Annotated in this window: 21 protein-coding genes and 1 tRNA gene; 9 read left to right on the top strand and 13 right to left on the bottom strand. The window is 66.1% G+C overall.

Annotated elements, in window-relative coordinates; all coding sequences use genetic code 11:
• Positions 1-100 precede the first annotated feature (100 nt).
• From parE to ACQ5SA_RS13330, 3 genes are all read left to right on the top strand, one after another.
• On the top strand, positions 101-1990 hold the full coding sequence (parE, locus tag ACQ5SA_RS13340; RefSeq protein ID WP_230112978.1) for a DNA topoisomerase IV subunit B: 1890 nt from the start codon (positions 101-103) through the stop codon (positions 1988-1990).
• 290 nt (positions 1991-2280) lie between these two features.
• Positions 2281-2859 carry a GNAT family N-acetyltransferase gene (locus tag ACQ5SA_RS13335; RefSeq protein WP_230112979.1) on the top strand — a complete coding sequence of 193 codons (579 nt, stop codon included), beginning with the start codon at positions 2281-2283 and terminating at the stop codon, positions 2857-2859.
• A 98-nt stretch (positions 2860-2957) separates the two neighbouring features.
• The gene (locus ACQ5SA_RS13330) at positions 2958-4454 is read left to right on the top strand and encodes a S10 family peptidase (RefSeq protein ID WP_230112980.1); all 1497 of its coding nucleotides are present in this window, start codon (positions 2958-2960) and stop codon (positions 4452-4454) included.
• 373 nt (positions 4455-4827) lie between these two features.
• On the opposite strand, the gene ACQ5SA_RS13325 is transcribed toward ACQ5SA_RS13330, so the two are convergent.
• Both ACQ5SA_RS13325 and ACQ5SA_RS13320 read right to left on the bottom strand, forming a co-directional pair.
• Positions 4828-5949, bottom strand: a complete 1122-nt coding sequence (locus tag ACQ5SA_RS13325) for an inorganic phosphate transporter (RefSeq protein ID WP_089240221.1) — start codon at positions 5947-5949, stop codon at positions 4828-4830.
• Positions 5950-5962: 13 nt separating this feature from the next.
• Positions 5963-6589 carry a DUF47 domain-containing protein gene (locus tag ACQ5SA_RS13320; protein WP_025878890.1) on the bottom strand — a complete coding sequence of 209 codons (627 nt, stop codon included), beginning with the start codon at positions 6587-6589 and terminating at the stop codon, positions 5963-5965.
• A 292-nt stretch (positions 6590-6881) separates the two neighbouring features.
• Between ACQ5SA_RS13320 and ACQ5SA_RS13315 the strand changes: the two genes are divergently transcribed.
• Together ACQ5SA_RS13315 and ACQ5SA_RS13310 are read left to right on the top strand one after the other, a co-directional pair.
• A complete protein-coding gene (locus tag ACQ5SA_RS13315; RefSeq protein ID WP_223880018.1) occupies positions 6882-8186 on the top strand; it encodes a hemolysin family protein in 1305 nt (434 codons plus the stop codon).
• Positions 8170-8823 carry an exopolysaccharide biosynthesis protein gene (locus ACQ5SA_RS13310; RefSeq protein WP_230112981.1) on the top strand — a complete coding sequence of 218 codons (654 nt, stop codon included), beginning with the start codon at positions 8170-8172 and terminating at the stop codon, positions 8821-8823. The genes ACQ5SA_RS13315 and ACQ5SA_RS13310 overlap by 17 nt, the downstream gene beginning before the upstream one ends.
• Before the next feature lie 137 nt (positions 8824-8960).
• Here the strand turns inward: ACQ5SA_RS13310 and ACQ5SA_RS13305 are convergent, their stop codons facing one another.
• The 4 genes from ACQ5SA_RS13305 to ACQ5SA_RS13290 all read right to left on the bottom strand — a co-directional run bounded on the left by ACQ5SA_RS13305 (position 8961) and on the right by ACQ5SA_RS13290 (position 12140).
• Positions 8961-9458, bottom strand: a complete 498-nt coding sequence (locus ACQ5SA_RS13305; RefSeq protein WP_230112982.1) for a pyridoxamine 5'-phosphate oxidase family protein — start codon at positions 9456-9458, stop codon at positions 8961-8963.
• Positions 9459-9525: 67 nt separating this feature from the next.
• Positions 9526-10521 (bottom strand): LLM class flavin-dependent oxidoreductase, encoded by a 996-nt coding sequence (locus ACQ5SA_RS13300; RefSeq protein WP_100552129.1) that lies wholly within the window; start codon positions 10519-10521, stop codon positions 9526-9528.
• Positions 10522-10721: 200 nt separating this feature from the next.
• Entirely contained in the window at positions 10722-11489 is a 768-nt protein-coding gene (locus ACQ5SA_RS13295) for a sulfurtransferase (protein WP_499314452.1), read from the bottom strand.
• 285 nt (positions 11490-11774) lie between these two features.
• On the bottom strand, positions 11775-12140 hold the full coding sequence (locus tag ACQ5SA_RS13290) for a DUF6164 family protein (protein WP_499314451.1): 366 nt from the start codon (positions 12138-12140) through the stop codon (positions 11775-11777).
• A 68-nt stretch (positions 12141-12208) separates the two neighbouring features.
• Between ACQ5SA_RS13290 and ACQ5SA_RS13285 the strand changes: the two genes are divergently transcribed.
• Together ACQ5SA_RS13285 and ACQ5SA_RS13280 are read left to right on the top strand one after the other, a co-directional pair.
• A complete protein-coding gene (locus ACQ5SA_RS13285; RefSeq protein WP_236511565.1) occupies positions 12209-12643 on the top strand; it encodes an FKBP-type peptidyl-prolyl cis-trans isomerase in 435 nt (144 codons plus the stop codon).
• Complete coding sequence (locus ACQ5SA_RS13280; RefSeq protein ID WP_499314450.1) at positions 12630-13877, top strand: TIGR03862 family flavoprotein; 1248 nt, start codon at positions 12630-12632, stop codon at positions 13875-13877. The genes ACQ5SA_RS13285 and ACQ5SA_RS13280 overlap by 14 nt, the downstream gene beginning before the upstream one ends.
• 25 nt (positions 13878-13902) lie before the next feature.
• On the opposite strand, the gene ACQ5SA_RS13275 is transcribed toward ACQ5SA_RS13280, so the two are convergent.
• The 5 genes from ACQ5SA_RS13275 to ACQ5SA_RS13255 all read right to left on the bottom strand — a co-directional run bounded on the left by ACQ5SA_RS13275 (position 13903) and on the right by ACQ5SA_RS13255 (position 19007).
• Complete coding sequence (locus tag ACQ5SA_RS13275; protein WP_230110696.1) at positions 13903-14364, bottom strand: GNAT family N-acetyltransferase; 462 nt, start codon at positions 14362-14364, stop codon at positions 13903-13905.
• Positions 14365-14407: 43 nt separating this feature from the next.
• Positions 14408-16030, bottom strand: a complete 1623-nt coding sequence (locus tag ACQ5SA_RS13270; RefSeq protein WP_236511571.1) for an FMN-binding glutamate synthase family protein — start codon at positions 16028-16030, stop codon at positions 14408-14410.
• A gap of 45 nt (positions 16031-16075) precedes the next feature.
• Positions 16076-17362: a nucleotide sugar dehydrogenase gene (locus ACQ5SA_RS13265; RefSeq protein ID WP_499314449.1), complete on the bottom strand. Its 1287-nt coding sequence runs from the start codon at positions 17360-17362 to the stop codon at positions 16076-16078.
• Between the two features lie 111 nt (positions 17363-17473).
• A complete protein-coding gene (locus ACQ5SA_RS13260) occupies positions 17474-17926 on the bottom strand; it encodes a BLUF domain-containing protein (protein ID WP_230110701.1) in 453 nt (150 codons plus the stop codon).
• A 58-nt stretch (positions 17927-17984) separates the two neighbouring features.
• Positions 17985-19007: a TraB/GumN family protein gene (locus tag ACQ5SA_RS13255; protein WP_499314448.1), complete on the bottom strand. Its 1023-nt coding sequence runs from the start codon at positions 19005-19007 to the stop codon at positions 17985-17987.
• 115 nt (positions 19008-19122) lie between these two features.
• Between ACQ5SA_RS13255 and ACQ5SA_RS13250 the strand changes: the two genes are divergently transcribed.
• Positions 19123-19209: transfer RNA gene (locus ACQ5SA_RS13250), tRNA-Leu, on the top strand.
• 177 nt (positions 19210-19386) lie between these two features.
• Positions 19387-19866 carry a hypothetical protein gene (locus ACQ5SA_RS13245; RefSeq protein ID WP_089240195.1) on the top strand — a complete coding sequence of 160 codons (480 nt, stop codon included), beginning with the start codon at positions 19387-19389 and terminating at the stop codon, positions 19864-19866.
• Positions 19867-19875: 9 nt separating this feature from the next.
• On the opposite strand, the gene hemN is transcribed toward ACQ5SA_RS13245, so the two are convergent.
• Entirely contained in the window at positions 19876-21285 is a 1410-nt protein-coding gene (gene hemN / locus ACQ5SA_RS13240) for an oxygen-independent coproporphyrinogen III oxidase (protein WP_499314447.1), read from the bottom strand.
• 44 nt (positions 21286-21329) lie between these two features.
• Entirely contained in the window at positions 21330-21770 is a 441-nt protein-coding gene (locus ACQ5SA_RS13235) for a group III truncated hemoglobin (protein WP_230110707.1), read from the bottom strand.
• Positions 21771-21900: the final 130 nt, after the last annotated feature.

Genomic DNA, 21900 nt, shown 5'->3' with positions numbered 1-21900 from the left:
GCCATTTTACCCCCTCCCCGCCAACGAGGCTGAACCGCAGGCGTGCAAATTCCCGGTCCAGACCGCACACTTGCCCGTCGCTCCACGCTTTCGAAGACAGATGAACGCCCGCTATAACGCCGCCGATATTGAAGTCCTGTCCGGCCTTGACCCGGTCAAGCGCCGCCCCGGCATGTATACCGACACCGCACGCCCGAACCACCTGGCGCAGGAAGTGATCGACAACTCGGTGGACGAGGCCCTCGCCGGCCATGCCCGCTCGATCGAGATCACCCTGTTCAAGGACGGCAGCGTGGAGGTCAGCGATGACGGCCGCGGCATGCCGGTGGACATCCATCCGGAAGAGAAGATCCCGGGCGTCGAGCTGATCCTTACCCGCCTGCATGCCGGCGGCAAGTTCAACAACAACAACTACACCTTCTCCGGCGGCCTGCACGGCGTCGGCGTCAGCGTGGTCAATGCGTTGTCGACCCTGGTGGAAATCCACATCAAGCGCGAAGGTGCCGAACACCGCATCACCTTCCGCAACGGCGACCGCGCCTCGCCGCTGGAAGTGGTCGGCACCGTCGGCAAGAAGAACACCGGCACCCGCCTGCGTTTCTGGCCGGACCCGAAGTACTTCGATACGCCCAAGTTCGCCGTGCGCGCGCTCAAGCACCTGCTGCGCGCCAAGGCCGTGCTGTGCCCGGGCCTGACCGTCAAGCTGACCGACGAAGCCACCGGTGAAGTCGATACCTGGTACTACGAGGACGGCCTGCGCGATTACCTGCGGCTGGAGCTGGGCGATCGCGAATCGCTGCCGGCCGAGTTGTTTGTCGGCACGCTGAAGAAAGAAACCGAGATCGTGGACTGGGCCGTGGCCTGGCTGCCGGAAGGCGAGCTGGTACAGGAAAGCTACGTCAACCTGATCCCCACCGCGCAGCACGGCACCCACGCCAACGGCCTGCGCACCGGCCTGACCGAAGCGCTGCGCGAGTTCTGCGACTTCCGCAACCTGCTGCCGCGTGGCGTCAAGCTGGCCCCGGAAGACGTGTGGGACCGCGTGTCGTTCGTGCTGTCGCTGAAGATGACCGACCCGCAGTTCAGCGGCCAGACCAAGGAACGCCTGTCTTCGCGCCAGGCCGCCGGTTTCGTCGAAGGCGCCGCGCACGATGCGTTCAGCCTGCTGCTGAACCAGAACGTGGAGCTGGGCGAGAAGATCGCGCAGATCGCCATCGAGCGCGCCAGCGCGCGCCTGAAGACCGAGAAGCTGGTCGTCCGCAAGAAGGTCACCCAGGGCCCTGCCCTGCCCGGCAAGCTGGCCGACTGCATCAGCCAGGACCTGTCGCGCACCGAGCTGTTCCTGGTCGAGGGCGACTCGGCAGGCGGCAGCGCCAAGCAGGCCCGCGACAAGGATTTCCAGGCGATCCTGCCGCTGCGCGGCAAGATCCTCAACACCTGGGAAGTGTCCTCCAACAGCGTGCTGGCCTCGGAGGAAGTACACAACCTGGCGGTGGCCATCGGCTGCGACCCGGGCAAGGATGACATCACCGGCCTGCGCTACGGCAAGGTGGTGATCCTGGCCGACGCCGACTCGGATGGCCTGCATATCGCCACCCTGCTGACCGCGCTGTTCCTGAAGCACTTCCCGGCGCTGGTCGATGCCGGCCACGTGTTCGTGGCGATGCCGCCGCTGTTCCGCATCGACGTGGGCAAGCAGGTGTTCTACGCCCTGGATGAGGAAGAAAAGCGCTCGATGCTGGACAAGATCGAACGCGAGAAGATCAAGGGCGCCATCAACGTGACCCGCTTCAAGGGCCTGGGCGAGATGAATCCGCCGCAGCTGCGCGAGTCCACCATCCATCCGGACACGCGCCGTCTGGTGCAGCTGACCATTGATGATGGTGAGCAGACCCGTTCGCTGATGGACATGCTGCTGGCCAAGAAGCGTGCATCGGATCGCAAGGGCTGGCTGGAGAGCAAGGGCGATCTGGCTTCGCTGGAAGCCTGATTCCCGGCGCGTGATTGCGCGGGGCCGTGGCGACGGCCCCGACCTTGGGCGATCCCCGCACGTGTGGTAGTGCCGGCCGCTGGCCGGCTGCTTTCTGTGAACCATCGGGATACCTGGGTTGCCGGCCAGCGGCCGGCACTACCAGGCCTCACCGCGCTGCCGGCCAGCGGCCGGCACTACCGGACCTCCCCCGCGTTGCCGGCCAGCGGCCGGCACTACCGGGCCGCTTCCGCCCCCATCGGCAAACCCTGCGGGTCCATAATGCGCGCTCATCCGCGTGGACGACCCCATTGCCCGCCAACTCGCTGCTGTTTCCCGGGCTGCCGCTGCACAGCGCGCGGCTGGTGCTGAGCCCCATCCGCCGCGATGACGCCGCGGCCCTGTTCGCCCTGCAGTCCGACCCGGACGTGATGCACTGGTGGAACCACGCGGCGTGGACGCGCCCGGCCGAGGCACGCGCGCAGATCGACGATGACCTGGCTGCACAGGCGACCGGCACGCAATTGAAGCTTGCCCTGCGTGAATCAGTGGACGGCCCGCTGCTGGGCATCTGCGTGGTGTTTGCGCTGGATCGGGACGCGGCACGTGCCGAAATCGGCTATCTGCTGGCACCTGGCAGGCAGGGCAATGGCTACATGCATGAAGCGCTGCAGCGGGTGCTGGCCTATCTGTTCAACACCCTGCAACTGCATCGGGTGGAAGCCGAGATCGATCCACGCAACGAGGCGTCGGCACATGTGCTCGAACGCCTGGGTTTCCACCGAGAAGGCCTGCTGCGGCAGCGCTGGCGTATCCGCGGTGAACTGGCGGACTCGGCCGTGTATGGGCTGCTGGCCGACGACGCTGCGCGAGCTGCCACCTCCGCTTGACCGGATCAGGCCACAACGCCGGCCCATGCCTTTGGACACATACGGTACGCGGCACCCCGCCCTAGCATCGGGGTCCCTTCCGCTGCCGTTCCGGTGCCATGAAGTTCCTGCTGCACTCTGCCGCGCTCTGCGTCGGCCTGCTGATCGCCCCTGTCTGCGTGCTGGCCGCTCCTGCTGCTGACAGCGCCTCCGAAACGAAAGAAGAAAAGACCGAAGCCGCTCCGCTGCCGGCCGATGCGTCGGCTCGCCAGAGCATGCGCCTGGCGGGCCGCACCCTCGACTACACCGCCACCGTCGGCACGCTGCCGGTACGCGATGCGAAGGGCAAGGTGATCGCCGATGTGGTGTTCACCGCCTACACGATGCCGGGCAAGGACCGGCCGGTCACCTTCGCGCTCAATGGCGGCCCCGGCGCGTCGTCGGTGTACCTCAACCTGGGCGCCATCGGACCGAAGGTGGTGACCTTCGGTTCGGAAGGCGACAGCGCATCGGCGCCGGCGAAGCTGCACGACAACCCGGGCACCTGGCTGGACTTCACCGACATGGTGTTCATCGACCCGGTCGGCACCGGCTTCAGCCGCGCGCGCATCGGCGATGACGAAGCGAAGAAGCAGCTGTACAACCCCAGCGCCGACATCGAGTACCTGTCGCGCTCGATCTACGACTGGCTGCTGCGCAACCAGCGCATGGCGTCGCGCAAGTACCTGACCGGCGAGAGCTATGGCGGCTACCGTGGTCCGCGCATCACCCACTTCCTGCAGACCCGCCTGGGCGTGGCGATGAACGGCCTGGTGCTGGTGTCGCCGTACCTGAGCCCCACCTTGGAAGACAACGCCGATGTCTCGCCGATGGCGTGGATGCAGACTCTGCCCTCGATCGCTGCCGCGCACCTGGAGCGCCAGGGCAAGCTGACCGACGCGGCGATGCGCGAGGTGGTCGAGTACACCCGCGGCGACTACGCCACTGCGTTGATGAAGGGCCGCAGCGATCCGCAGGCGACCGAGGCGATGCTGCGCCGGGTGGCCGAGTTGACCGGCCTGGACCCGCAGTTCGTGCGCCGCGCCGGCGGCCGCCTGGAAACCCAGGCCTACCTGCGCGAGGTGTTCCGCGACAAGGGCACGCTGGGCAGCCGCTACGATTCCAACGTCACCGCGTTCGATCCGTTCCCGAACGATCCGGAGCAGCGCGCCAACGATCCGCTGCTGGACAGCATCATCGCGCCGACCACCACGGCGATGGTCGACTTCGTCACCCGCGAGGTCGGCTGGAAGGTGGATGCGCGCTACCAGGCACTGAACTACGACGTGAACCGTCTGTGGGATCGCAATGGCGACCTGCGCGAGGGTGCGGTGACACAGCTGCGCCAGGCGGTTGCTATCGACCCGCATCTGCAGGTGCTGATCGTGCACGGTTGGAATGATCTGTCGTGCCCGTTCATGGGCTCGATCCTGACGGTGGACCAGATGCCGACAATGGGCAGCAATCCGGACCGCGTGCAGGTGCGCAGCTATCCGGGCGGGCACATGTTCTACAGCAGGGCTGACAGCCAGGCGGCGTTCCGCAGGGATGTGCAGGCGCTGTTCCAGCGTAATTGAGGGGTGTGTGGGCCGGGCCTGCGGCCCGGCACCCGCAGAATCAACGGCAACGGCAACGTCCAAAGCCACGATCCGTGGGATGGCGGGGTGGGATGGGCTTGCAGGACACGCCGTAAACCCATCCATGGGGGCTCGATGGCGCCATCCATGACGCCAACGGTCCTGCAACCCCACCCCACCCCGCCACTGACGGGTTCCTGGCGCTCTTGGTAGGTGTCGACCTTGGTCGACACGGTAGATCGACGCCATGCGTGGATACGGGAAAATGATCTGCCCATGAAAAAAGCCCGCCGGAGTCCGGCGGGCTTTTTGTTTTGCCGGGGTCAGATCCTTTTCCCGTAGGGAAAGGGCTCTGACCCCAATGCCTCGTGCATCAGGCCCAGCCGAACAGCTCGAACAGCTTCAGGATCAGGTAGGCACAGCCGCCTGCCGCGGGGATGGTCAGGATCCAGGCCCAGACGATGCGCTCGATCACGCCCAGGCGCAGCGAACGCGGGTTCTTGGCGAAGCCGACGCCCATGATCGCGGTCGAGATGCTGTGGGTGGTCGACACCGGCATGCCGAAGTGGGCAGCCACGGTCAGCACGGTGGCCGAACTGGTCTCCGCGGCGAAACCATGGATCGGATGCAGCTTGACCATCTTGTGGCCCAGCGTCTTGATGATCTTCCAGCCGCCCGAGGCGGTACCGGCGGCCATCACCACGGCGCAGGTCAGCACGATCCACATGGCGATGCCATCACCGGCGTGCGCGTCCGGATGCATGAAGGCCAGCCACGACGGCAGGTCATTCAACGCGCCGGTCGCTTCGGCACCGATCAGGGTCATGGCGATGATGCCCATGGTCTTCTGCGCATCGTTGTGGCCGTGGGCGAAGCCCATGTAGGCCGCCGAGGCGATCTGTGCCTTGCCAAAGAACGCATTGACAATGCGCGGGCGTGCCAGTCGGCCGATCGCGCCGCCGATCTTTGCCAGGCCGGCGATCAGCGCCCACAGCAGCACCATCACCACGATGCCGAGCAGGAAGCCGGCAATCGGCGAGGTGATCATCGGCACGAACACCTTCCACAGCAGGCCCTTGTTCTGCGCCCAGCTGCCGAAGCGTTCCGACCAGATCAGCGCGTCCCAGTTGTTGTGGGCTGCGGCGAGGCCGGCACCACACAGGCCGCCGATCAGCGCGTGCGAGGACGAGGACGGCAGGCCCTTCCACCACGTGATCAGGTTCCAGATGATGCCGCCCAGCAGCGCGCACAGGATCACCTGCGGGGTCACATCGACCACGTTGGTGTTGAGCAGGCCCGACGCGATGGTCAGGGCCACGGCGGTGCCGGTCAGCGCACCCAGCAGGTTCATGAACGCGGCGAGCATCACCGCCCAACCGGGCGAGAGCACCTTGGTCGCCACCACGGTGGCGATGGAGTTGGCGGTGTCGTGGAAGCCGTTGATGAACTCGAAAACGAGCGCGGCCAGGATCACCACCAGAACGAGGGTCAGCATGCTGTGGCGTCCGTCAGCTGTTCTTCAACACGATCTGGTAGGCCACCACGCCGGCTTCGCGGCAGCGGTCGATGGCCTTTTCCAGGATCTCGAAGAATTCCTTCAGCAGGAACATCTGCAGGTTGTCCAGGCGACCGGAATAGATGTCGCGGTACAGCTCGAGCATCAGGCGGTCGGCCTCGTTTTCCAGCGAACGCAGACGCTCGTTGAGCGCGGTCATCCGGTCCAGGTTCATGTGGCGCAGGTCGGCGACCATCTCCACCACCACGCCAGCAGCCTGCTCGAGCATCGCCGCGCGCGGCGCGAAGTCGATGTGCTCCAGGTGGGTCGTGGCCAGCGAATAGCGATCGGCGAACTTCTCGATCTGCTTGGGAATCTTGTACAGGGCCGAGCCCAGCGCTTCGATGTCTTCGCGCTCGATCGGGGTCATGAAACTGTCCACCAGCGCCTGGCTGATCTTGTCCGAGGCCGCGCGTTCGCGCAGTCGGGCCAGCTTGAAGGCATCCAGGGCGGGCTGGCGATCGGCGTCGCGCAGCATCGAATGCAGTGCCTTGGCGGCATCGGAAGCCGCGACGGCAGCCTCATCAAGCAGGGTGTAGAACTGTTTGCCGGAACCGAAAATGGTCTGCAGAGAGAACATTGAGAAACCTGTCAGCCGTCGCGGGAAGGACGGCACCAGGGCGAATTATGACGGCTAGATGACCATCACGGGTATCCCTGCCCCCTTTTTGGCGCCGGGAGGCCCAAAACTGAACAGGCATTTGCCACCCGGCCACGGCCCTTTGCTAAGATGCCAGCGCGCCTTCGGGCGCACCTTATGGACGACGACCCTTATCCCCCAGCGCCGCGCCGGACCCTGTTCCTGAGCGCCTGCCGCCATCGCAAGCACCCGCCCTCCCTGTCACCAACCGGGGACGATGCCCGTGTTTGAAATGATCCTGATTGTCTTCGCGCTCGTTCTGTTGAACGGCTTCTTTGCCATGTCCGAGATGTCGGTCATGACCTCGCGCAAGAGCCGGCTGAAGCAGCTGGCCGGCACCTCCAAGCGCGCGGCCAAGGCACTGGAGCTGTCGGAGAAGCCGGAAGCGTTCCTGTCCACCGTACAGATCGGCATCACCGTGATCGGCGTGCTGACCGGCTTCCTCGGCGGCGAAGCACTGGGCGAGGCCATCGGCGGCTGGATCCAAGGGCTGATGCCGGGCTTCGCCTATGCCGGAGCCGTTGGCAAGGCGCTGGCAGTCACCTTCATTACCTTCATCACGCTGATCTTCGGCGAACTCGTGCCCAAGCGCCTGGCCCTGACCCGTTCAGAGGACATCGCCGGACTGGTGGCGCTGCCGATGAGCTGGCTGGCCAAGCTGGCCTTCCCCTTCGTCTGGCTGCTGTCCAAGACCACCCAGCTTGTGCTGCGCCTGTTCGGCCTGGGCAAGGACGAGGTTGCGTCGGTCACCGAAGAGGAGATCCGCATGCTGGTGGCCGAGAGCCACGAAGCCGGCGTGATCGACAGCCACGAACGCGACATGATGAACCGCGTGATGCGCCTGGGCGACCGTACCGCCGACAGCCTGATGACCCCGCGCAACCGGATCGCCTGGCTGGACACGCTGGGTGGCCTGGACAAGAACCTGGAAATCATGGCCGAGCACGAGTTCTCGCGGTACCCGGTGTACCGCGACAACGACATGGACGTGGTTGGCGTGCTGGAGCTGAAATCGCTGGCCACGCGGATGGCGCGCGGCGACAACGCGCTGTTCCAGACCCTGCGCGAGCCGCTGTACGTCTCTGAATCCACCCATGCGATGAAGCTGCTGGAGATCTTCCGCGAAGAACAGCAGTCGATGGCGCTGGTGGTAGACGAGTACGGCGAGATCCAGGGCCTGGTGACCATCAGCGACCTGATGGGCGCCGTGGTTGGTCGCCTGCAGGCGACGGAGAATGCCGACGAAGACGCGCTGGTGGTGACCCGTGAAGACGGCTCGCTGCTGGTGGACGGTTCGCTGCCGATCGAGGACCTGCGCGAGCTGATAGGCAGCAACGACCTGCCCGACGCCGAGGATGGCGACTACTACACCCTGGCCGGCATGTGCATCCACTTCTTCGGCCGCATCCCGCACGCAGGCGAGTACTTCGACTGGGCCGGCTGGCGCTTCGAGGTGGTTGATCTGGACGGTGCGCGCGTGGACAAGCTGCTGTTGCGCACCCTGTCCGATGAGCAGGCCGATGAGCTCACCGCCTGAGTCCGGCCCCGGCGCTGCGCCGCCGGAGTATCGCAACGAGGGCATCCGCACCCTGCTGGCGATGTTCGCCTTCGGTGACCCGGCCCAGCACATGAAGCTGGGGCAGATCCTGCAGGATCTGCAGCAGAGTGCCTTCGGTGTGTTCCTGTTCGTCGCCATCCTGCCGGCCTTCATCCCCATCCCGGGGCTGGGCGGCGCGGTCAGCGGGCCGCTGGTGATCCTGATCGGCCTGCAGATGCTGTTCTGCATGCGCCGGCCCTGGCTGCCGGGGTTCATCGCCCGGCGTGGGCCCAAGCGCGGCACCATGCACCGGTTCCTGGACCGCATCGACGGTGCCCTGCGCCGGCTCGACCGCATGCTCAAGCCGCGCATGCCACAGCTGCTGACGCCTGCCCCGGCCCACGCCTTCAGCGGTCTTCTACTGGTGCTGCTGGGCCTGCTGCTGTCGCTGCCGATTCCGTTCACCAACTATCTGTTCGGCTTCCAGCTGCTGTTGTTCGCGCTGGCTCTGCTCGAGCGCGACGGTGCGCTGATGTTGTTCAACTGGGTGGCTGCGGTGGTAGCGATCGCGTTCTTTGGTTTCAGTTCCGGGCAGCTGGTGGGTTACACCGTCGAACTGTTCCAGCGCTGGTTCTGAGCCCCGCCGTGGTGGAGCCGGCCGTTGGCCGGCTGCCACGTTTACCTGATTGCCGGCCAGCGGCCGGCACTACCACGGGCCGGAATCAACCGGCATTGCCACGGGCCCGGATCAACCCGTATTGCCACGGACCGGGATCAACGCAGGTCAATGAACCCGTTGTCGGCCAACTGTGCCGGCTCATCCTGCACTGCCGACAACACGAAACTGAGCGCGGAACCCAGCAGCGTGCCCGGACCGTCCCAGTACTCGGCGGTCTCGGCGCGTACGTGGATCAATCGCAACTTCGGATCATCCGGGCCACCGGGAAAGAACAGCTTCATCGCCGGCGACCACAGCTCTTCGACCTTGGCGCGGTCATCGACGATGCGCGCCACACCCGCCACCGACACATACGTGTTCTTCGACGGTGAGGCATAGGCCACGTTGACCCGCGGGTCGAGCGCGATCTCGGCCACCTTCGGGCTGTCGGCGGCGGTGGCGAACCACAGGTCACCATCGAAGGCGACCTGCTGGGTGCCGAGCGGGCGGCTGTAGAGGCGCCCGTCGACACCGCGGGTGGTGAACATCGCCACCTCCACGTCCTTGATCAGTTCGGCCAGCTGCGCAATGTGTTCGGTACGGGGCTCGTCCATGGGGGACTCCGGAGGTAGGAGCCCCCATCAGACGCGCCTGCGCCGCAAATTGCCGTGACGCAATTGTTCAGCCCGCGTGGCGGGCATGCCAAGCGTGCATCGCCAGCTCGAACGAACGCAGGCGCGCGCGGTGGTCGTACAGGTTGGCGGTAAGCATCAATTCGTCGGGCTGGTGGCGTTCGACGAACGCCGCGATACCGTCGGCCACCTGCTGTGGATCACCCAGCACCGTGCACGCCAGCGCCCGCTCCACGCCCAGCTTCTCGTGGGGTTCCCAGAACGACTCGATGTCATCGATCGGCGCCGGGATCTTGCCGGGACGGCCGCGACGCAGGTTGACGAAGCTCTGCTGCTGGCTGGTGAACAGCCGGCGCGATTCGGCCTCGCTGTCACTGGCCACCACGTTCAATGCCAGCATCGCGTGCGGTTGCTTGAGCGTGGCCGAAGGGCGGAATTCGCGGCGATACACCGCAAGCGCTTCATCCATGGAATCGGGGGCGAAGTGCGAGGCGAAGGCGTACGGCAGCCCCATCGAGGCGGCCATGCGCGCGCCGAACAGGCTGGAACCGAGGATCCAGGTCGGCACCCGCAGGCCGCCACCCGGTACGGCCTGCACCGCCTGCCCCGGCTGCACCGGTTCGAAGTAGTGCAGCAGCTCACGCACGTCCTGCGGGAACTGGTCGGCGCTGTCGAAATAGCGGCGCAGGGCGCGCGCGGTCGGCTGGTCGGTACCCGGTGCGCGGCCAAGGCCGAGGTCAATACGGTCCGGGTACAGCGAGGCCAGGGTGCCGAACTGCTCGGCCACCTGCAGCGGCGCATGGTTGGGCAGCATGATGCCGCCAGCGCCGACACGGATGCGTTTGGTGCCACCAGCCACGTGACCGATCAGCACCGCGGTGGCGGCGCTGGCGATGCCAGGCATGTTGTGGTGTTCGGCCAGCCAATAGCGGCGGTAGCCCAGCGCATCGGCATGCTGGGCCAGTTCGAGCATGTTGGCGAAGGCAGCAGTGGTATCACTGCCCTCGCAGACCGGGGCCAGGTCGAGGATCGACAACGGGATCATCAGGCGGTTTTCCGTCACAAGATCCCCTGTTGATGGGGTCGCCCTGCTCCGGCGGCCAGTGCCGGTAGCGGGACGCTGATTCCTGTGTCACGGATTCAGCGCCCGCCGGGCTTGATCCGGTAGTGCCGGCCGCTGGCCGGCAGGCAGAGCGCCGTTGCAGCCGACCAGCGGCCGGCCTACCGGGGCACCGACATTTCGGGTCAGAAGGCGCTGGGGCGCGGTTCGGCCAGCGGTTCGTCCACCAGCGGCTTCAGTTCGGCATCCAGCGCCACGCGTTCGTCGAACACGAAGCAGCGGCCTTCGTAGCCCTCACCGCCCACTTCCTCGAAGTAACCGAGAATGCCGCCATCGAGCTGCAGCACGTTGTCCATGCCGTCGTTGAGCATCCACAGCGCGGCCTTCTCGCAGCGGATGCCACCGGTGCAGAAACTGACCACGGTGCTGTCCTTCAGCGCCTCGCGATGGGGTGCGAGTGCTTCTGGCAGATCGGTGAACTTGTGGATGGGCAGTACCAGCGCATCCTTGAAGGTGCCGTACTCGATCTCCTGCAGGTTGCGCGTATCGAGCATCACCACCGGCTTGCCAGCATCATCGTGCCCCTGCCGCAGCCAACGCTGCACGGTGGCAGGATCGATCGCCGGCGCGCGCGGATAGTCCAGCGGCTGGCCATCGTCCCGGCGGAAGCTGATGATCTCGTCCTTGACCTTGGCCTTCAGCCGCGCGAACGGCTGGTGCTCGCTGAAGCTGGTCTTGACCCGCATGTCGGCGAAGCGCGGATCGGCATGCAGTTCCGCGTAGAAGCCATCGATAGCAGACGGTGCACCCGCCAGGAACAGGTTCAGCCCCTCGCCCGCCACCAGGATCGTGCCCTGCAGGCCGGACGCCTCGGCACGCGCCTGCAGCTGGTCGCACAGGGCCTGGGGAGCGTCGATGACGGCGAAATAATAAGCAGCGGTGTTGGCGATCATGCCGCCATTTTACCGCCTGACCGCCCCCATCGACAGATTCACGGGTCGGAGCCCTCTGCGCAGCAGAGGGATCCGACCCCGCAGATCGCGGGAACTGTCAGAGGCGGGGCGGTGTGGGCAGGCGGGGGCGCAGAGCGCCATGGATGGCGCTCTACGAGGCACGCAGGAGCAGCTTTTGCCGTCCCCCGCCTGCCCACACCGCCCCGCCCACCACGGAACGCCCGCCGTTGCTGTTGCCGTTGCCGTTGCCTCTGCAGGTGCCGGGTGCAACCCGGCCCCTCACCCTTACCCCCGCAGCAGCATGAACGGCAGCAGCACCAAGGCCGCCGCCACCGCCATGCCCAGAAGCACCAGCACCACGAACCCAGGACGGCGCCGGAACAGGCTGCCAAAGGTCTCGGCGGTGCCATCGCGCAGGGCCTGCTCGCGCTCAGCGCGGACCCGCACGCCGCGGGCCGCCTGGTAGTCGGCCATCAGCGCCTTGGCACGCGGCTGGTCGGTATCCTCGCGCAGCCACAGGCCGCCATTGGAGATTCCCCAGGGACTGGGTTCGGTGCGGTACCAGGCGATGCCGTGCTGGTCGAGCAGCGTGCAGACATCGGCATATTCGTCGTTGCCGACATTGCGCAGATTGAGCAGGAGTTTTGCCATGTGCCCATGATACCCGGCGCCGATGCGCTAACCTTGCCGCCCTTGACTCATCACCCACGGAGACGCCGATGCGCCGCCTGCTGCTTCCCCTGCTGCTGTCCCTCGCCGCCGTTGGTTGCTCGTCGGAACCGTCCGGTCCGCCGCCGGGAGGCACCATCGCCGCTTTCGAGCGCATCGACACCCAGCCCGGCACCGGCGCCGAGGCCGTGCCGGGCCAGAAGGTCAGCGTGCATTACACCGGCTGGATCTACGACGAGCGCGCCGACAACAAGCACGGCAAGACCTTCGACAGTTCGGTCGAACGCGGCGAGCCGTTCACCTTCACGCTGGGCGCGGGCCAGGTCATCCGTGGCTGGGATGAAGGCGTGGCCGGCATGAAGGTCGGCGGCAAGCGCACGCTGATGATTCCGCCGGAATTCGGCTATGGCGATCGCCAGGTCGGCCCGATCCCGGCAGGTTCGTCGCTGGTGTTCGATGTCGAGCTGCTCAATGTCCAACAGTGACGTACATCCGCCGCGCCGCGTCGCCGTCATCGGCGGCGGCCCGGCGGGGCTGTTTGCCGCCGAGCGGTTGCGCGCGGCCGGGCTGGACGTTGATCTGTACGAGGCCAAGGGCTCGCCGGGCCGCAAGTTCCTGATCGCCGGCAAGGGGGGGCTCAACCTCACCCATTCCGACCCGCGCCCGCTGTTCGACAGCCGCTACCGCAAGCAGGCCGCCAGTGTCGGTCATTGGCTGGACGGCTTCGATGCACAGGCGCTGCGCGACTGGGCCGCAGGCTTCGGTGTGGAAACCTACGTCGGCAGTTCCGGGCGCGTGTTCCCGGTTGATCGCAAGGCCGCTCCGCTGCTGCGCGGCTGGGTTCGCCGGCTGAAGGAACAGGGCGTGCGCCTGCACGTCAACCATCGCTGGCTGGGCTGGAGCGAAGACGGCGCACTGCGCTTCGCCACCGAGAGTGGTGCATTGGATGTTCGCGCCGACGCGACCGTACTGGCACTGGGCGGCGGCAGCTGGCCGCAGCTCGGCAGCGACGGTGCCTGGGTTCCGGCCCTGCAGGCCCGCGCCGTGGATATCGCGCCGCTGCAATCGGCCAACTGCGGCTTCGACATTGCATGGACACCGTTCTTCGCGCAGCGCCACGCGGGTGCGCCACTGAAGCCGGTCGTCGCACATTGGCATGGCTTGGACGGTGAACCCCGCTCCCTGCAGGGCGAGTGTGTGGCCAGCGAATACGGTATCGAAGGCAGCCTGATCTACGCCCTGTCGGCCGACCTGCGCGACACCATCAACCGCGATGGCCATGCCACGCTGCGGCTGGACCTGGTTCCGGGCCGCGACGAGGCACGCCTGCAGGCCGATCTCTCGCAGCCGCGCAAGGGTCGCAGCTTCGGCGAGCACCTGCGTCGCCAGGCTGGGCTGGATGCAGTAAAGACTGCATTGATATTTGAAACACTGGGCACGGATGCCGGCAACGATCTGGCCGCCGTAGTCACCACATTGAAGCGCCTGCCGTTGCGCCTGCTGCGCCCGCGACCGATGGCCGAGGTGATCAGCACTGCCGGTGGCGTGCGCCTGGGCGCGCTGGACGACGGCTTGATGCTGCGTGCCGTGCCGGGGGTGTTCTGCGCAGGAGAAATGCTGGACTGGGAAGCCCCAACCGGTGGCTACCTGTTGACGGCGTGCTATGCCAGCGGACTGCGCGCGGCAGAGGGCGTGACAGCGTGGTTGGCCACGCGCTGACCCACCCGCGGTAGCGCCGGCGACATCAGGCTGGCCGGCGCATTTTCACCGAAGCCAATGCCACGCCACTGGGGTGCGGATACAGTTCCTCGCGTTCGGCGACAAAGCCCTGCCGCTGGTAGAACGGCACGGCATTGAGCGAGGCCGACAACACCACCTCGCGCGTCGGGTCGGCCAGGGCCAGCAACCGCTGCATCAGCGCCTGGCCAATCCCCTGCCCGCCTCGATCCGGATCGACGAACAGCGCGTCGATCTCGTTGCCCTCGGCATCGAGCACACCGAAAGCCAGCACCTCGCCCCGATCATCCTCGGCGACGACACAGCCGCCCTGCCCCAGCAACCGCGAATACTGCACCGGCGGTGGCGATGCCGACCACGGCGCGATCACCTCCGGCGGATAGTGGCTGCTGCACAACTCACGTACGCAGCGCGTACGCAGAGCCCACAGCGTGCTTACATCATCGATGGTGCCGATCCTGAACTGCATGCAGCCTCCGTATGCCTCTGCTTTTCATGCCCTGTAACGCGGGTCATCGCGACTTGCTGGCCCGCAGCGCTTGTATCTTCGGCGGCGGCTGGAACGAGTCACTGCGCGCGTCGGCCCAGAACGAATGGAACACCGCGTGGTCGGGCACCTTGTGCAGCAGCTCGCCCGGCTCCAGGTAGCGGTACAACGAGGCCAGCGAACGGATCTCGACCGGCGACACCCGGCGCAGGATGTGTTCCGGGCCAAGTTCGGCCGGATCGTTCAAGCCTGCCGCACACAGCAACTCCTTCAGCGCATGCAGGGTGTGCTCGTGGAAGCTGTACACGCGCGTGGCCTTGTCCGGTGCATCCAGATGCTTCCAGCGCGCCGGATCCTGGGTAGCGATGCCGGTCGGGCACTTGTCGGTATGGCAGCTGAGCGACTGGATGCAGCCCAGCGCGAACATGAAACCGCGCCCGGCATTGCACCAGTCGGCGCCCATCGCAATGGTGCGGGCGATATCGAACGCGCTGGTTATCTTGCCGGCCGCGCCGATACGGATGTGCTCGCGCAGATCCAGGCCCACCAGGGTGTTGTGCACGAGCAGCAACGCCTCGTGCATCGGCACACCCACGTGATCGACGAACTCGGCGGGTGCCGCGCCGGTGCCGCCTTCAGCGCCATCGACCACAATGAAGTCGGGCAGCAGACCGGTCTCGTGCATCGCCTTGGCGATGCCGAACCATTCCCAGGGGTGGCCGATGGCCAGCTTGAAGCCAACCGGCTTGCCACCGGACAGCTCGCGCAGGCGTGCGACGAACTGCAGCAGTTCAACCGGCGTGGAGAACGCCGAATGGCGTGACGGAGAAACACAGTCCACGCCCATCGGCACGCCACGCGTCACCGATATCTCAGCCGTCACCTTCGGCGCCGGCAGCACGCCGCCGTGGCCGGGCTTGGCGCCCTGCGACAGCTTGATCTCGATCATCTTGACCTGATCGTGATTGGCATTGGCAACGAAGCGTTCCTCGCTGAAGCCGCCCTTCTCGTCACGACAACCGAAGTAGCCCGAGCCGATCTCCCAGACCAGGTCGCCGCCCATCTCGCGGTGGTACGGCGAAATCGAGCCTTCGCCGGTGTCGTGGTAGAAGCCACCCCGGCGCGCGCCTTCGTTCAACGCACGGATCGCGTTGGCCGACAGCGAGCCGAAACTCATCGCCGAGATGTTGAATACGCTGGCCGAATAGGGCTTGGCACAGTTCGCACCGATCAGCACGCGGAAATCGTGCTTGGCGATGGTGGTCGGCGCCAGCGAATGGTTGATCCATTCGTAGTCCACCGCGTACGTGCTGCGCAGGGTGCCGAAGGGCACCGTGTCCATCTGGTTCTTGGCACGCTGGTAGATCAGCGCGCGCTGCTGCCGCGAGAACGGCACATCTTCCAGATCGCTCTGCACGAAGTACTGGCGGATCTCCGGGCCGATCGATTCCAGGCCATAACGGAAGTGCGCCATCACCGGATAGTTGCGGCGCAGGGTGCTGCGCTTCTGCAGCAGGTCCCAGGTCCCCAGCGCCACCATCGCGGCTGTAAGTCCGACGCCCCAATACCAGGCCGGCCAGATCGTGGCCAGCCACAGGCAGATCGGAAACATCAGGATGGCGAGCAGGTAGACGATATACCGGTGCATGGCGTTCCTCGGTTGCAACTGCCCACGAGTCTACCGCGCAAGCACCTACAGGCGATCGTCAACCACGCTGCGCGGCCAGGCGGACTTCACGTCGTAGACCAGTCCACCCGGTGCCAGCAGGCTGCGGATTTCGGCATCGTCCATCGCCTTGAAGCTCTCATGAGCCACCGCCAGCACCACCGCGTCGTAGCTGCCGGCCGTCGGCTCGGCCAACCAGTTCACACCTTCGTCCGCCAATGCAGCCGGCCCTACCCACGGATCGCTGACGTCCACGTGCGCGCCGCTGTCGGCCAGCCGCTGGGCCAGTTCCAGCGCGCGACTGTTGCGCAGGTCCGGGCAATCCTCCTTGAAGGTCACGCCCAGCACCAGGATGCGCGATTGCGCCGGTGCACGACCTCGTTCGGCCAGCATCGCCAACACTCGATTGGCCACATGTTCGCCCACCCGGTTGTTGACCTGCCGCGCGGTATGGATGAGGTCGGGGTGGTAGCCCATGCTTTCGGACTTGTGCAGCAGGTAGTACGGGTCTACGCCAATGCAGTGGCCTCCCACCAGCCCCGGCCGGAACGGCAGGAAATTCCATTTGCTGCCCGCGGCGTCGAGCACATCCTGGGTGTCGATGTCGAGGCGATCGAAGATCAAGGCCAACTCGTTGACCAACGCGATGTTGACGTCACGCTGGATGTTCTCCACCACCTTGGCCGCTTCGGCAACCCGCATCGATGGCACCGGGAACGTACCGGCGGTGATGATCCGCTGGTACAGGTCATCCACCACCGCAGCCACTTCCGGCGTTGAGCCGGACGTGATCTTGCGGATGTCGGCCAGACGCCGTTGGCGATCGCCGGGGCTGACCCGCTCGGGGCTGTAGCCGCAGTAGAAATCCTCGTTGAAGCGCAGGCCCGAGCCCTGCTCCAGCAGTGGTACGCAGACTTCTTCGGTGGTACCCGGGTAGACGGTGGATTCGTAGATCACCAGGTCACCGGCGCGAAGATGGCTGGCGATCAGTCGCGTCGCCGAGCGCAAGGGCTCCAGATCGGGCTGCTCGTAGGCATCGATCGGCGTGGGCACGGTGACGATGTAGACGTTGCAGGCGTCCAGCTGCGCGGGATCGCTGCTGTAGCGCAGCAGCGAGGCGCTGGCCAGTTCGTCCGACTCCATCTCCAGCGTGTGGTCCTGCCCACCGGCCAGTTCGGCGATGCGTGCGGCATCGATGTCGTACCCCAGAGTGGGCAGCTGCCGCCCGAAGGCCACCGCCAACGGCAGCCCGACGTAGCCCAGGCCGATGATGGCCGGGGACGGCATCTGCGCCGCGCCGATCGGCGCACTCATGCGCGGCGTCCGGCAGCTGGCGACGGTGTCCACTGGGTCATGCGAGGGTCCGGGTGCAGGCAATCATGCCGACAAGATTAACCGCGGTGGCGGCGCCAGACCACGCCCTGATCAGGATCCGAGGCTGACGGCGGCCGGCTCGAGCTCGCCGTGGCCCCCGGTCCAGGCCCGCAGCAACAGGCAGAAGCCGTGGTCCAGATGATTCTGCTCCAGACTGAAACCGTGCCACGGGGCCGCCACGATGCTGGCCAGCGTCGCCGGATCCACATGCCGGTTGGCCATCGTCCAGCGCGGGAACCAGCGGGTCGGGATCGGGCCTGCGGCAAGCTGGACGACGCTGCCGTGGCGTCGCGCGTTGCTGATGCGCGCGTGCACCGAGGCCAGTCCATCCCGCGGACCTTCGATGTACTGCAGGAAACGGCTGCCATCGAACATCAGCACCCCGGTCACTCCGGCCATGCGATTGAACGCAGTCGCATCGGCCAGCAGCGCATCGAGCTCGGGCACGTCCAGTCCCTCCCTGGCCGTGCTGACATAGGCGTACGCATGCAACGGCATGTCCATCACTCCCCTCCTGAGTGCAGAGGAATATGACAGGAAGCACGAGGACTTCAAGCGTTGGCTATTCCGGCGGCGCCTCGACCTGGTAGCCGCGCTGCACCAGCGCATCCAGATAGCCTTCGCCCAGCAGCAGGCTGACCGGCACCGTCGCGAAGGTGCCAGCGTGGTGGGTCAGTGCCGCATCCACGCCCTGCAGCCAGCGCGTGCGCACCTGCTGCGGCATGTCGCTCCAGCCACGCCTGCGCACGAAGGCCGAGTCCTGCAGCAGTTCACGGCAGGTCTGCGCCATGGCCGAACCCGACAGCCGACGCAGTGCAGCGACATCCCCCAGTGCCCAGGCATTGGCCCGCTCGCGCAATACCGGCGCCTGGAATTCCACGGTGTCCAGCGTGCGTTCGAAGCACGCGCGGTCATCGACTTCGGTGGCCTGCAGCTCCTTCAACGTGCCACGGATGTCGTCGACCTTCAGCTTCACCTGCATGTCTTCAGGCTTCAGATCGCGGGCCTTGTAGGCGCGCCCGAGCGCTTCCTTCACCTGCTTGCCGTCGCGCAGGCCGTTGCGCTTGAGGAAGGCCTGGTACAGGCGACCGGAGGCCACCAGCGGACGGTCCTTTTCCACGCCACGGTCATTGCCCATGTAGGTCTGTTTCAGCCCCAGCCAGCGTGCGTACGTTGCCGCCGGCAGGATCTGATCCAGCGTGCGCCCCTGCGGATCGCGCGCGGTCTTCATCGCCAGCGGCAACAGGGTCAGGCCCCTGAACACACCGATCTTCGCATCGAGGCTGAAACCCGGATCGCCCAGCACATGGTCGACACCGGCGATGGTCCGTTCGACTTCGTCGGAACGCCATTGCACACCGCTTGGCAACGGCGAGACCGTTCCCAGGATCCACAGCACATGCCCCTGTGGAGCGGTGACCTTCCAGAGGCCGGGGCCGGGTTGCTCGCCGGTCACCTGCACCGTGTCCATGTCCACCACCGGGCCAGTGGGCGCTGGTGCCTGCTGCGCGGCGGCCGTGCCTATCGCCAGCATCAGCCCCAGTACGGCACTGCATCCGATCCATCGCTTGCCACGTGCACGCATATCGCCATTCCCGGAAACGTTGGCGGACTGTACCCAGCCCCGCGGCCGACTGCGTAAAAGCAGCGTTAGCCGGCGGCAGCGGCGGCGATTCCGTTACAATCGGCGCGCGCTGCAGGCCCGGATGGCGAAACTGGTAGACGCATCGGACTTAAAATCCGCCGGGGGCAACCCCATGCCGGTTCGATTCCGGCTCCGGGCACCACCCAATCGCGCATCGACGCCCCCGCACCAGGCCCGCGCATCGCTGGTTCTACAGCAGCCCACTGAACGGGATGCGGTCATTCGGCTGCCGTCGCTGCGATCGAGACGCCTTCAGGCCGGCATGGCAGAATCGAACGTGCTGCCCCCGGCCGCCGAACGACGCATAAGGAGATCACCCATGAAGTGGACATGGCTCGCATCATCGCTGGCACTGGTCACGCTGCTCGCCCAGCCCATCGCACCGGCATCGGCGCAGAGCCGTTCGAACAGCCACCGCAACCTCGACGGAAGTCGCGATATCCGCAACAGCGACGGCTCGTCCAGCCGCATCAGACGCGACCTGTCCGGACGCGAGATCGCCGAGCACAGCAACGGCAGCCGTTCGACCACCACCACCGACCTGAGTGGCCGCAAGCGCACTACCCACAGCGATGGCAGCTATTCCAACAGCAGCACGGACCTCAACGGCAACATCCGCACCCAGTACAGCAACGGGGCCTACTCGGTCAGCAAGCGTGACCTGAGCGGCAGGTGGCGCACCGAGTACAGCGATGGCTCCTACTCGACCAGTGTGCGCGATCTCAACGGCAACTGGACCACCACCTCCAGCGGCGGCATGGCCGCGCGCCACCCCGAACGCGGCGTCGGCAAGCGCTGAACCCTGCGCTCAGATCGCCCGCGAGTAGCGAGGCTGCTCCTGGGCGGTACGCAGATAGGGATCGAAACACATCGCCAGCAGGCGCAGCAGCGGCCGCCCCGGCTCGCTGGTGCGCACTACCCCATCACGGTACTCGGCCAGGCCATCCTGCTGCAGGCGCTGCACGGCCTGCAGGTCTTCGGCGAAGTAGTGTTCGAAGTCGATGCCATGGCGCTGCCCAAGTGACACTCCATCCACTTCACCCTGGCACATCAACTGCTGTATCAACTCGGCGCGCAGCTCGTCATCGGCGCTGAGCGCGACGCCGCGCCAGACCGGCAACTGTCCCTGGTCCACCGCGTTTTCCCATGACGGCAGGTCACGCGGATTCTGGCTGTAGGTGGCGCCGATGTGGCTGATCGCACTGACACCGAGGCCAAGCAGATCGGTGTCGGCATGGGTGGTGTAGCCCATGAAGTTGCGATGCAGCTGGCCGGCGCGCTGGGCACGCGACAGATCTTCTTCCGGCAATGCGAAGTGGTCCATGCCGATGTACTGGTAACCGGCTGCGGACAGGCGCTCCACCGCCAGGCCCAGCAGCGCCAGCTTGGCTTCCGGCGAAGGCATCCGGCTTTCGTCGATCTGCCGCTGTGCACGGAACAGGTGTGGCAGGTGCGCATAGCCATACACCGCCAATCGATCCGGGCGCAGCGCCAGCACCAGTTCCAGGGTGCGGCCGAAGCCCTCAAGGCTTTGCCCGGGCAGGCCGTAGATCAGATCGACGTTGACCGAACGCATGCCGCTGTCGCGGCACGCGCGCAGGATGTCCAGCGTCTGCCGCACGCCCTGCACGCGGTTGATCGATTCCTGCACCTGCGGATCGAAATCCTGCACCCCCAGACTGGCGCGGTTGAAGCCGAGCCGGGCCAGCATCGCCACGTCGCTGGTATCGATGAAACGCGGGTCCAGCTCGATCGAAAAATCACGCTGCGACGAATCGCTGAAATCGAAGCGGCGGCGCAAGCCTTCGACCAGCGCAGTCATCGCATCGGCATCGAGGAAATTGGGCGTGCCACCACCGAGATGCAGCTGGATCACTTCACGGCCATCGGCGAACTGCGGTGCCAGCAGGTCTGCCTCGGCCAGCACGCGTGACACATAGCTGTGGCCACGTCCGCGGTCGCGGGTGATCACCCGGTTGCAGCCGCAGTAGAAGCAGGGGCTGGAGCAGAACGGCACATGGACGTACAACGACAACGCACGCGCCAGCGGGTTGCTGTCGGCGATTGCCTGGCGCAGCGCCGGTGCATCGAAGCCGTCATGGAAGTGCGGTGCGGTCGGATAGGAGGTGTAGCGCGGGCCGGGCCGGTCATGCCTGCGCAGCAGATCGGGATCGAAGGTCCAGGCCAAGCCACCGGCAGCGGGAGAGAACGTGTCCATGGCGCCAGCATCACGCCAAGCCAGGTGATGCGCCTTGACCCAGATCAATCCTTGGCGGGGACGCCCAGCACCGGCAGCATGACCTGCGGCCAGCGCAGCATCTGGTAGCGGCGCCAGAAGGTCTCGGCGATGCGGGCGGCCACATCGTCGGCCAGCGCCTGCATCGGCGGATTGTTGCATTCAGCCGTGGTGATGTGGAACAGCACCAGCCAGCGGTCGAACAGATCCTTTTCCAGATCGATCGCCATGTGCTTGGACATCGGCGAACCCTTGAACCGGCGCGTCCCGCGCAGCATTGCCGACCAGAAATCGACGAGCTGGGCCAGGTGCTCCGGCCAGTCGTGCACATGCCCTTCGAACACCGGCCCCAGACGTTCCTCGTCACGCACGCGCGCGTAGAAATCGTGAACCAGCCGGGTCACTTCCTCCTCGCTGCACAGCTCGGGCGACGCGATGGGAAGGACGGTCGTGGGCGTTGCGTTCATCAAGGCACCAAATGCGGATCGGCAGTGTGCCGCATGCCGCCACGACCGCTGTTGATCCAGATCAATGTCAGCGCACGGGGGCGCACCTAGGCTGGCACGCTTGCAGGAAGCATGCCCTGCGGATGCTGCG

The sequence above is a fragment of the Stenotrophomonas indicatrix genome (assembly GCF_050573115.1).
Taxonomy (GTDB): domain Bacteria; phylum Pseudomonadota; class Gammaproteobacteria; order Xanthomonadales; family Xanthomonadaceae; genus Stenotrophomonas; species Stenotrophomonas lactitubi_A.
This window is presented reverse-complemented; position numbering and strand designations above follow the sequence as displayed.

What these genes read in the sequence shown, in the direction of transcription:
- ACQ5SA_RS13325 (WP_089240221.1), bottom strand. Translation starts at nt 5,949, where the DNA reads ATGCTGACCCTCGTTCTGGTGGTGATCCTGGCCGCGCTCGTTTTCGAG.
- ACQ5SA_RS13235 (WP_230110707.1), bottom strand. Translation starts at nt 21,770, where the DNA reads ATGAACGCAACGCCCACGACCGTCCTTCCCATCGCGTCGCCCGAGCTG.
- ACQ5SA_RS13270 (WP_236511571.1), bottom strand. Translation starts at nt 16,030, where the DNA reads ATGCACCGGTATATCGTCTACCTGCTCGCCATCCTGATGTTTCCGATC.
- hemN (WP_499314447.1), bottom strand. Translation starts at nt 21,285, where the DNA reads ATGGACACGTTCTCTCCCGCTGCCGGTGGCTTGGCCTGGACCTTCGAT.
- ACQ5SA_RS13310 (WP_230112981.1), top strand. Translation starts at nt 8,170, where the DNA reads ATGAGCTCACCGCCTGAGTCCGGCCCCGGCGCTGCGCCGCCGGAGTAT.
- ACQ5SA_RS13305 (WP_230112982.1), bottom strand. Translation starts at nt 9,458, where the DNA reads ATGGACGAGCCCCGTACCGAACACATTGCGCAGCTGGCCGAACTGATC.
- ACQ5SA_RS13300 (WP_100552129.1), bottom strand. Translation starts at nt 10,521, where the DNA reads ATGATCCCGTTGTCGATCCTCGACCTGGCCCCGGTCTGCGAGGGCAGT.
- ACQ5SA_RS13285 (WP_236511565.1), top strand. Translation starts at nt 12,209, where the DNA reads ATGCGCCGCCTGCTGCTTCCCCTGCTGCTGTCCCTCGCCGCCGTTGGT.
- ACQ5SA_RS13330 (WP_230112980.1), top strand. Translation starts at nt 2,958, where the DNA reads ATGAAGTTCCTGCTGCACTCTGCCGCGCTCTGCGTCGGCCTGCTGATC.
- ACQ5SA_RS13275 (WP_230110696.1), bottom strand. Translation starts at nt 14,364, where the DNA reads ATGCAGTTCAGGATCGGCACCATCGATGATGTAAGCACGCTGTGGGCT.
- ACQ5SA_RS13280 (WP_499314450.1), top strand. Translation starts at nt 12,630, where the DNA reads ATGTCCAACAGTGACGTACATCCGCCGCGCCGCGTCGCCGTCATCGGC.
- parE (WP_230112978.1), top strand. Translation starts at nt 101, where the DNA reads ATGAACGCCCGCTATAACGCCGCCGATATTGAAGTCCTGTCCGGCCTT.
- ACQ5SA_RS13290 (WP_499314451.1), bottom strand. Translation starts at nt 12,140, where the DNA reads ATGGCAAAACTCCTGCTCAATCTGCGCAATGTCGGCAACGACGAATAT.
- ACQ5SA_RS13265 (WP_499314449.1), bottom strand. Translation starts at nt 17,362, where the DNA reads ATGAGTGCGCCGATCGGCGCGGCGCAGATGCCGTCCCCGGCCATCATC.
- ACQ5SA_RS13260 (WP_230110701.1), bottom strand. Translation starts at nt 17,926, where the DNA reads ATGGACATGCCGTTGCATGCGTACGCCTATGTCAGCACGGCCAGGGAG.
- ACQ5SA_RS13245 (WP_089240195.1), top strand. Translation starts at nt 19,387, where the DNA reads ATGAAGTGGACATGGCTCGCATCATCGCTGGCACTGGTCACGCTGCTC.
- ACQ5SA_RS13315 (WP_223880018.1), top strand. Translation starts at nt 6,882, where the DNA reads ATGATCCTGATTGTCTTCGCGCTCGTTCTGTTGAACGGCTTCTTTGCC.
- ACQ5SA_RS13255 (WP_499314448.1), bottom strand. Translation starts at nt 19,007, where the DNA reads ATGCGTGCACGTGGCAAGCGATGGATCGGATGCAGTGCCGTACTGGGG.
- ACQ5SA_RS13295 (WP_499314452.1), bottom strand. Translation starts at nt 11,489, where the DNA reads ATGATCGCCAACACCGCTGCTTATTATTTCGCCGTCATCGACGCTCCC.
- ACQ5SA_RS13320 (WP_025878890.1), bottom strand. Translation starts at nt 6,589, where the DNA reads ATGTTCTCTCTGCAGACCATTTTCGGTTCCGGCAAACAGTTCTACACC.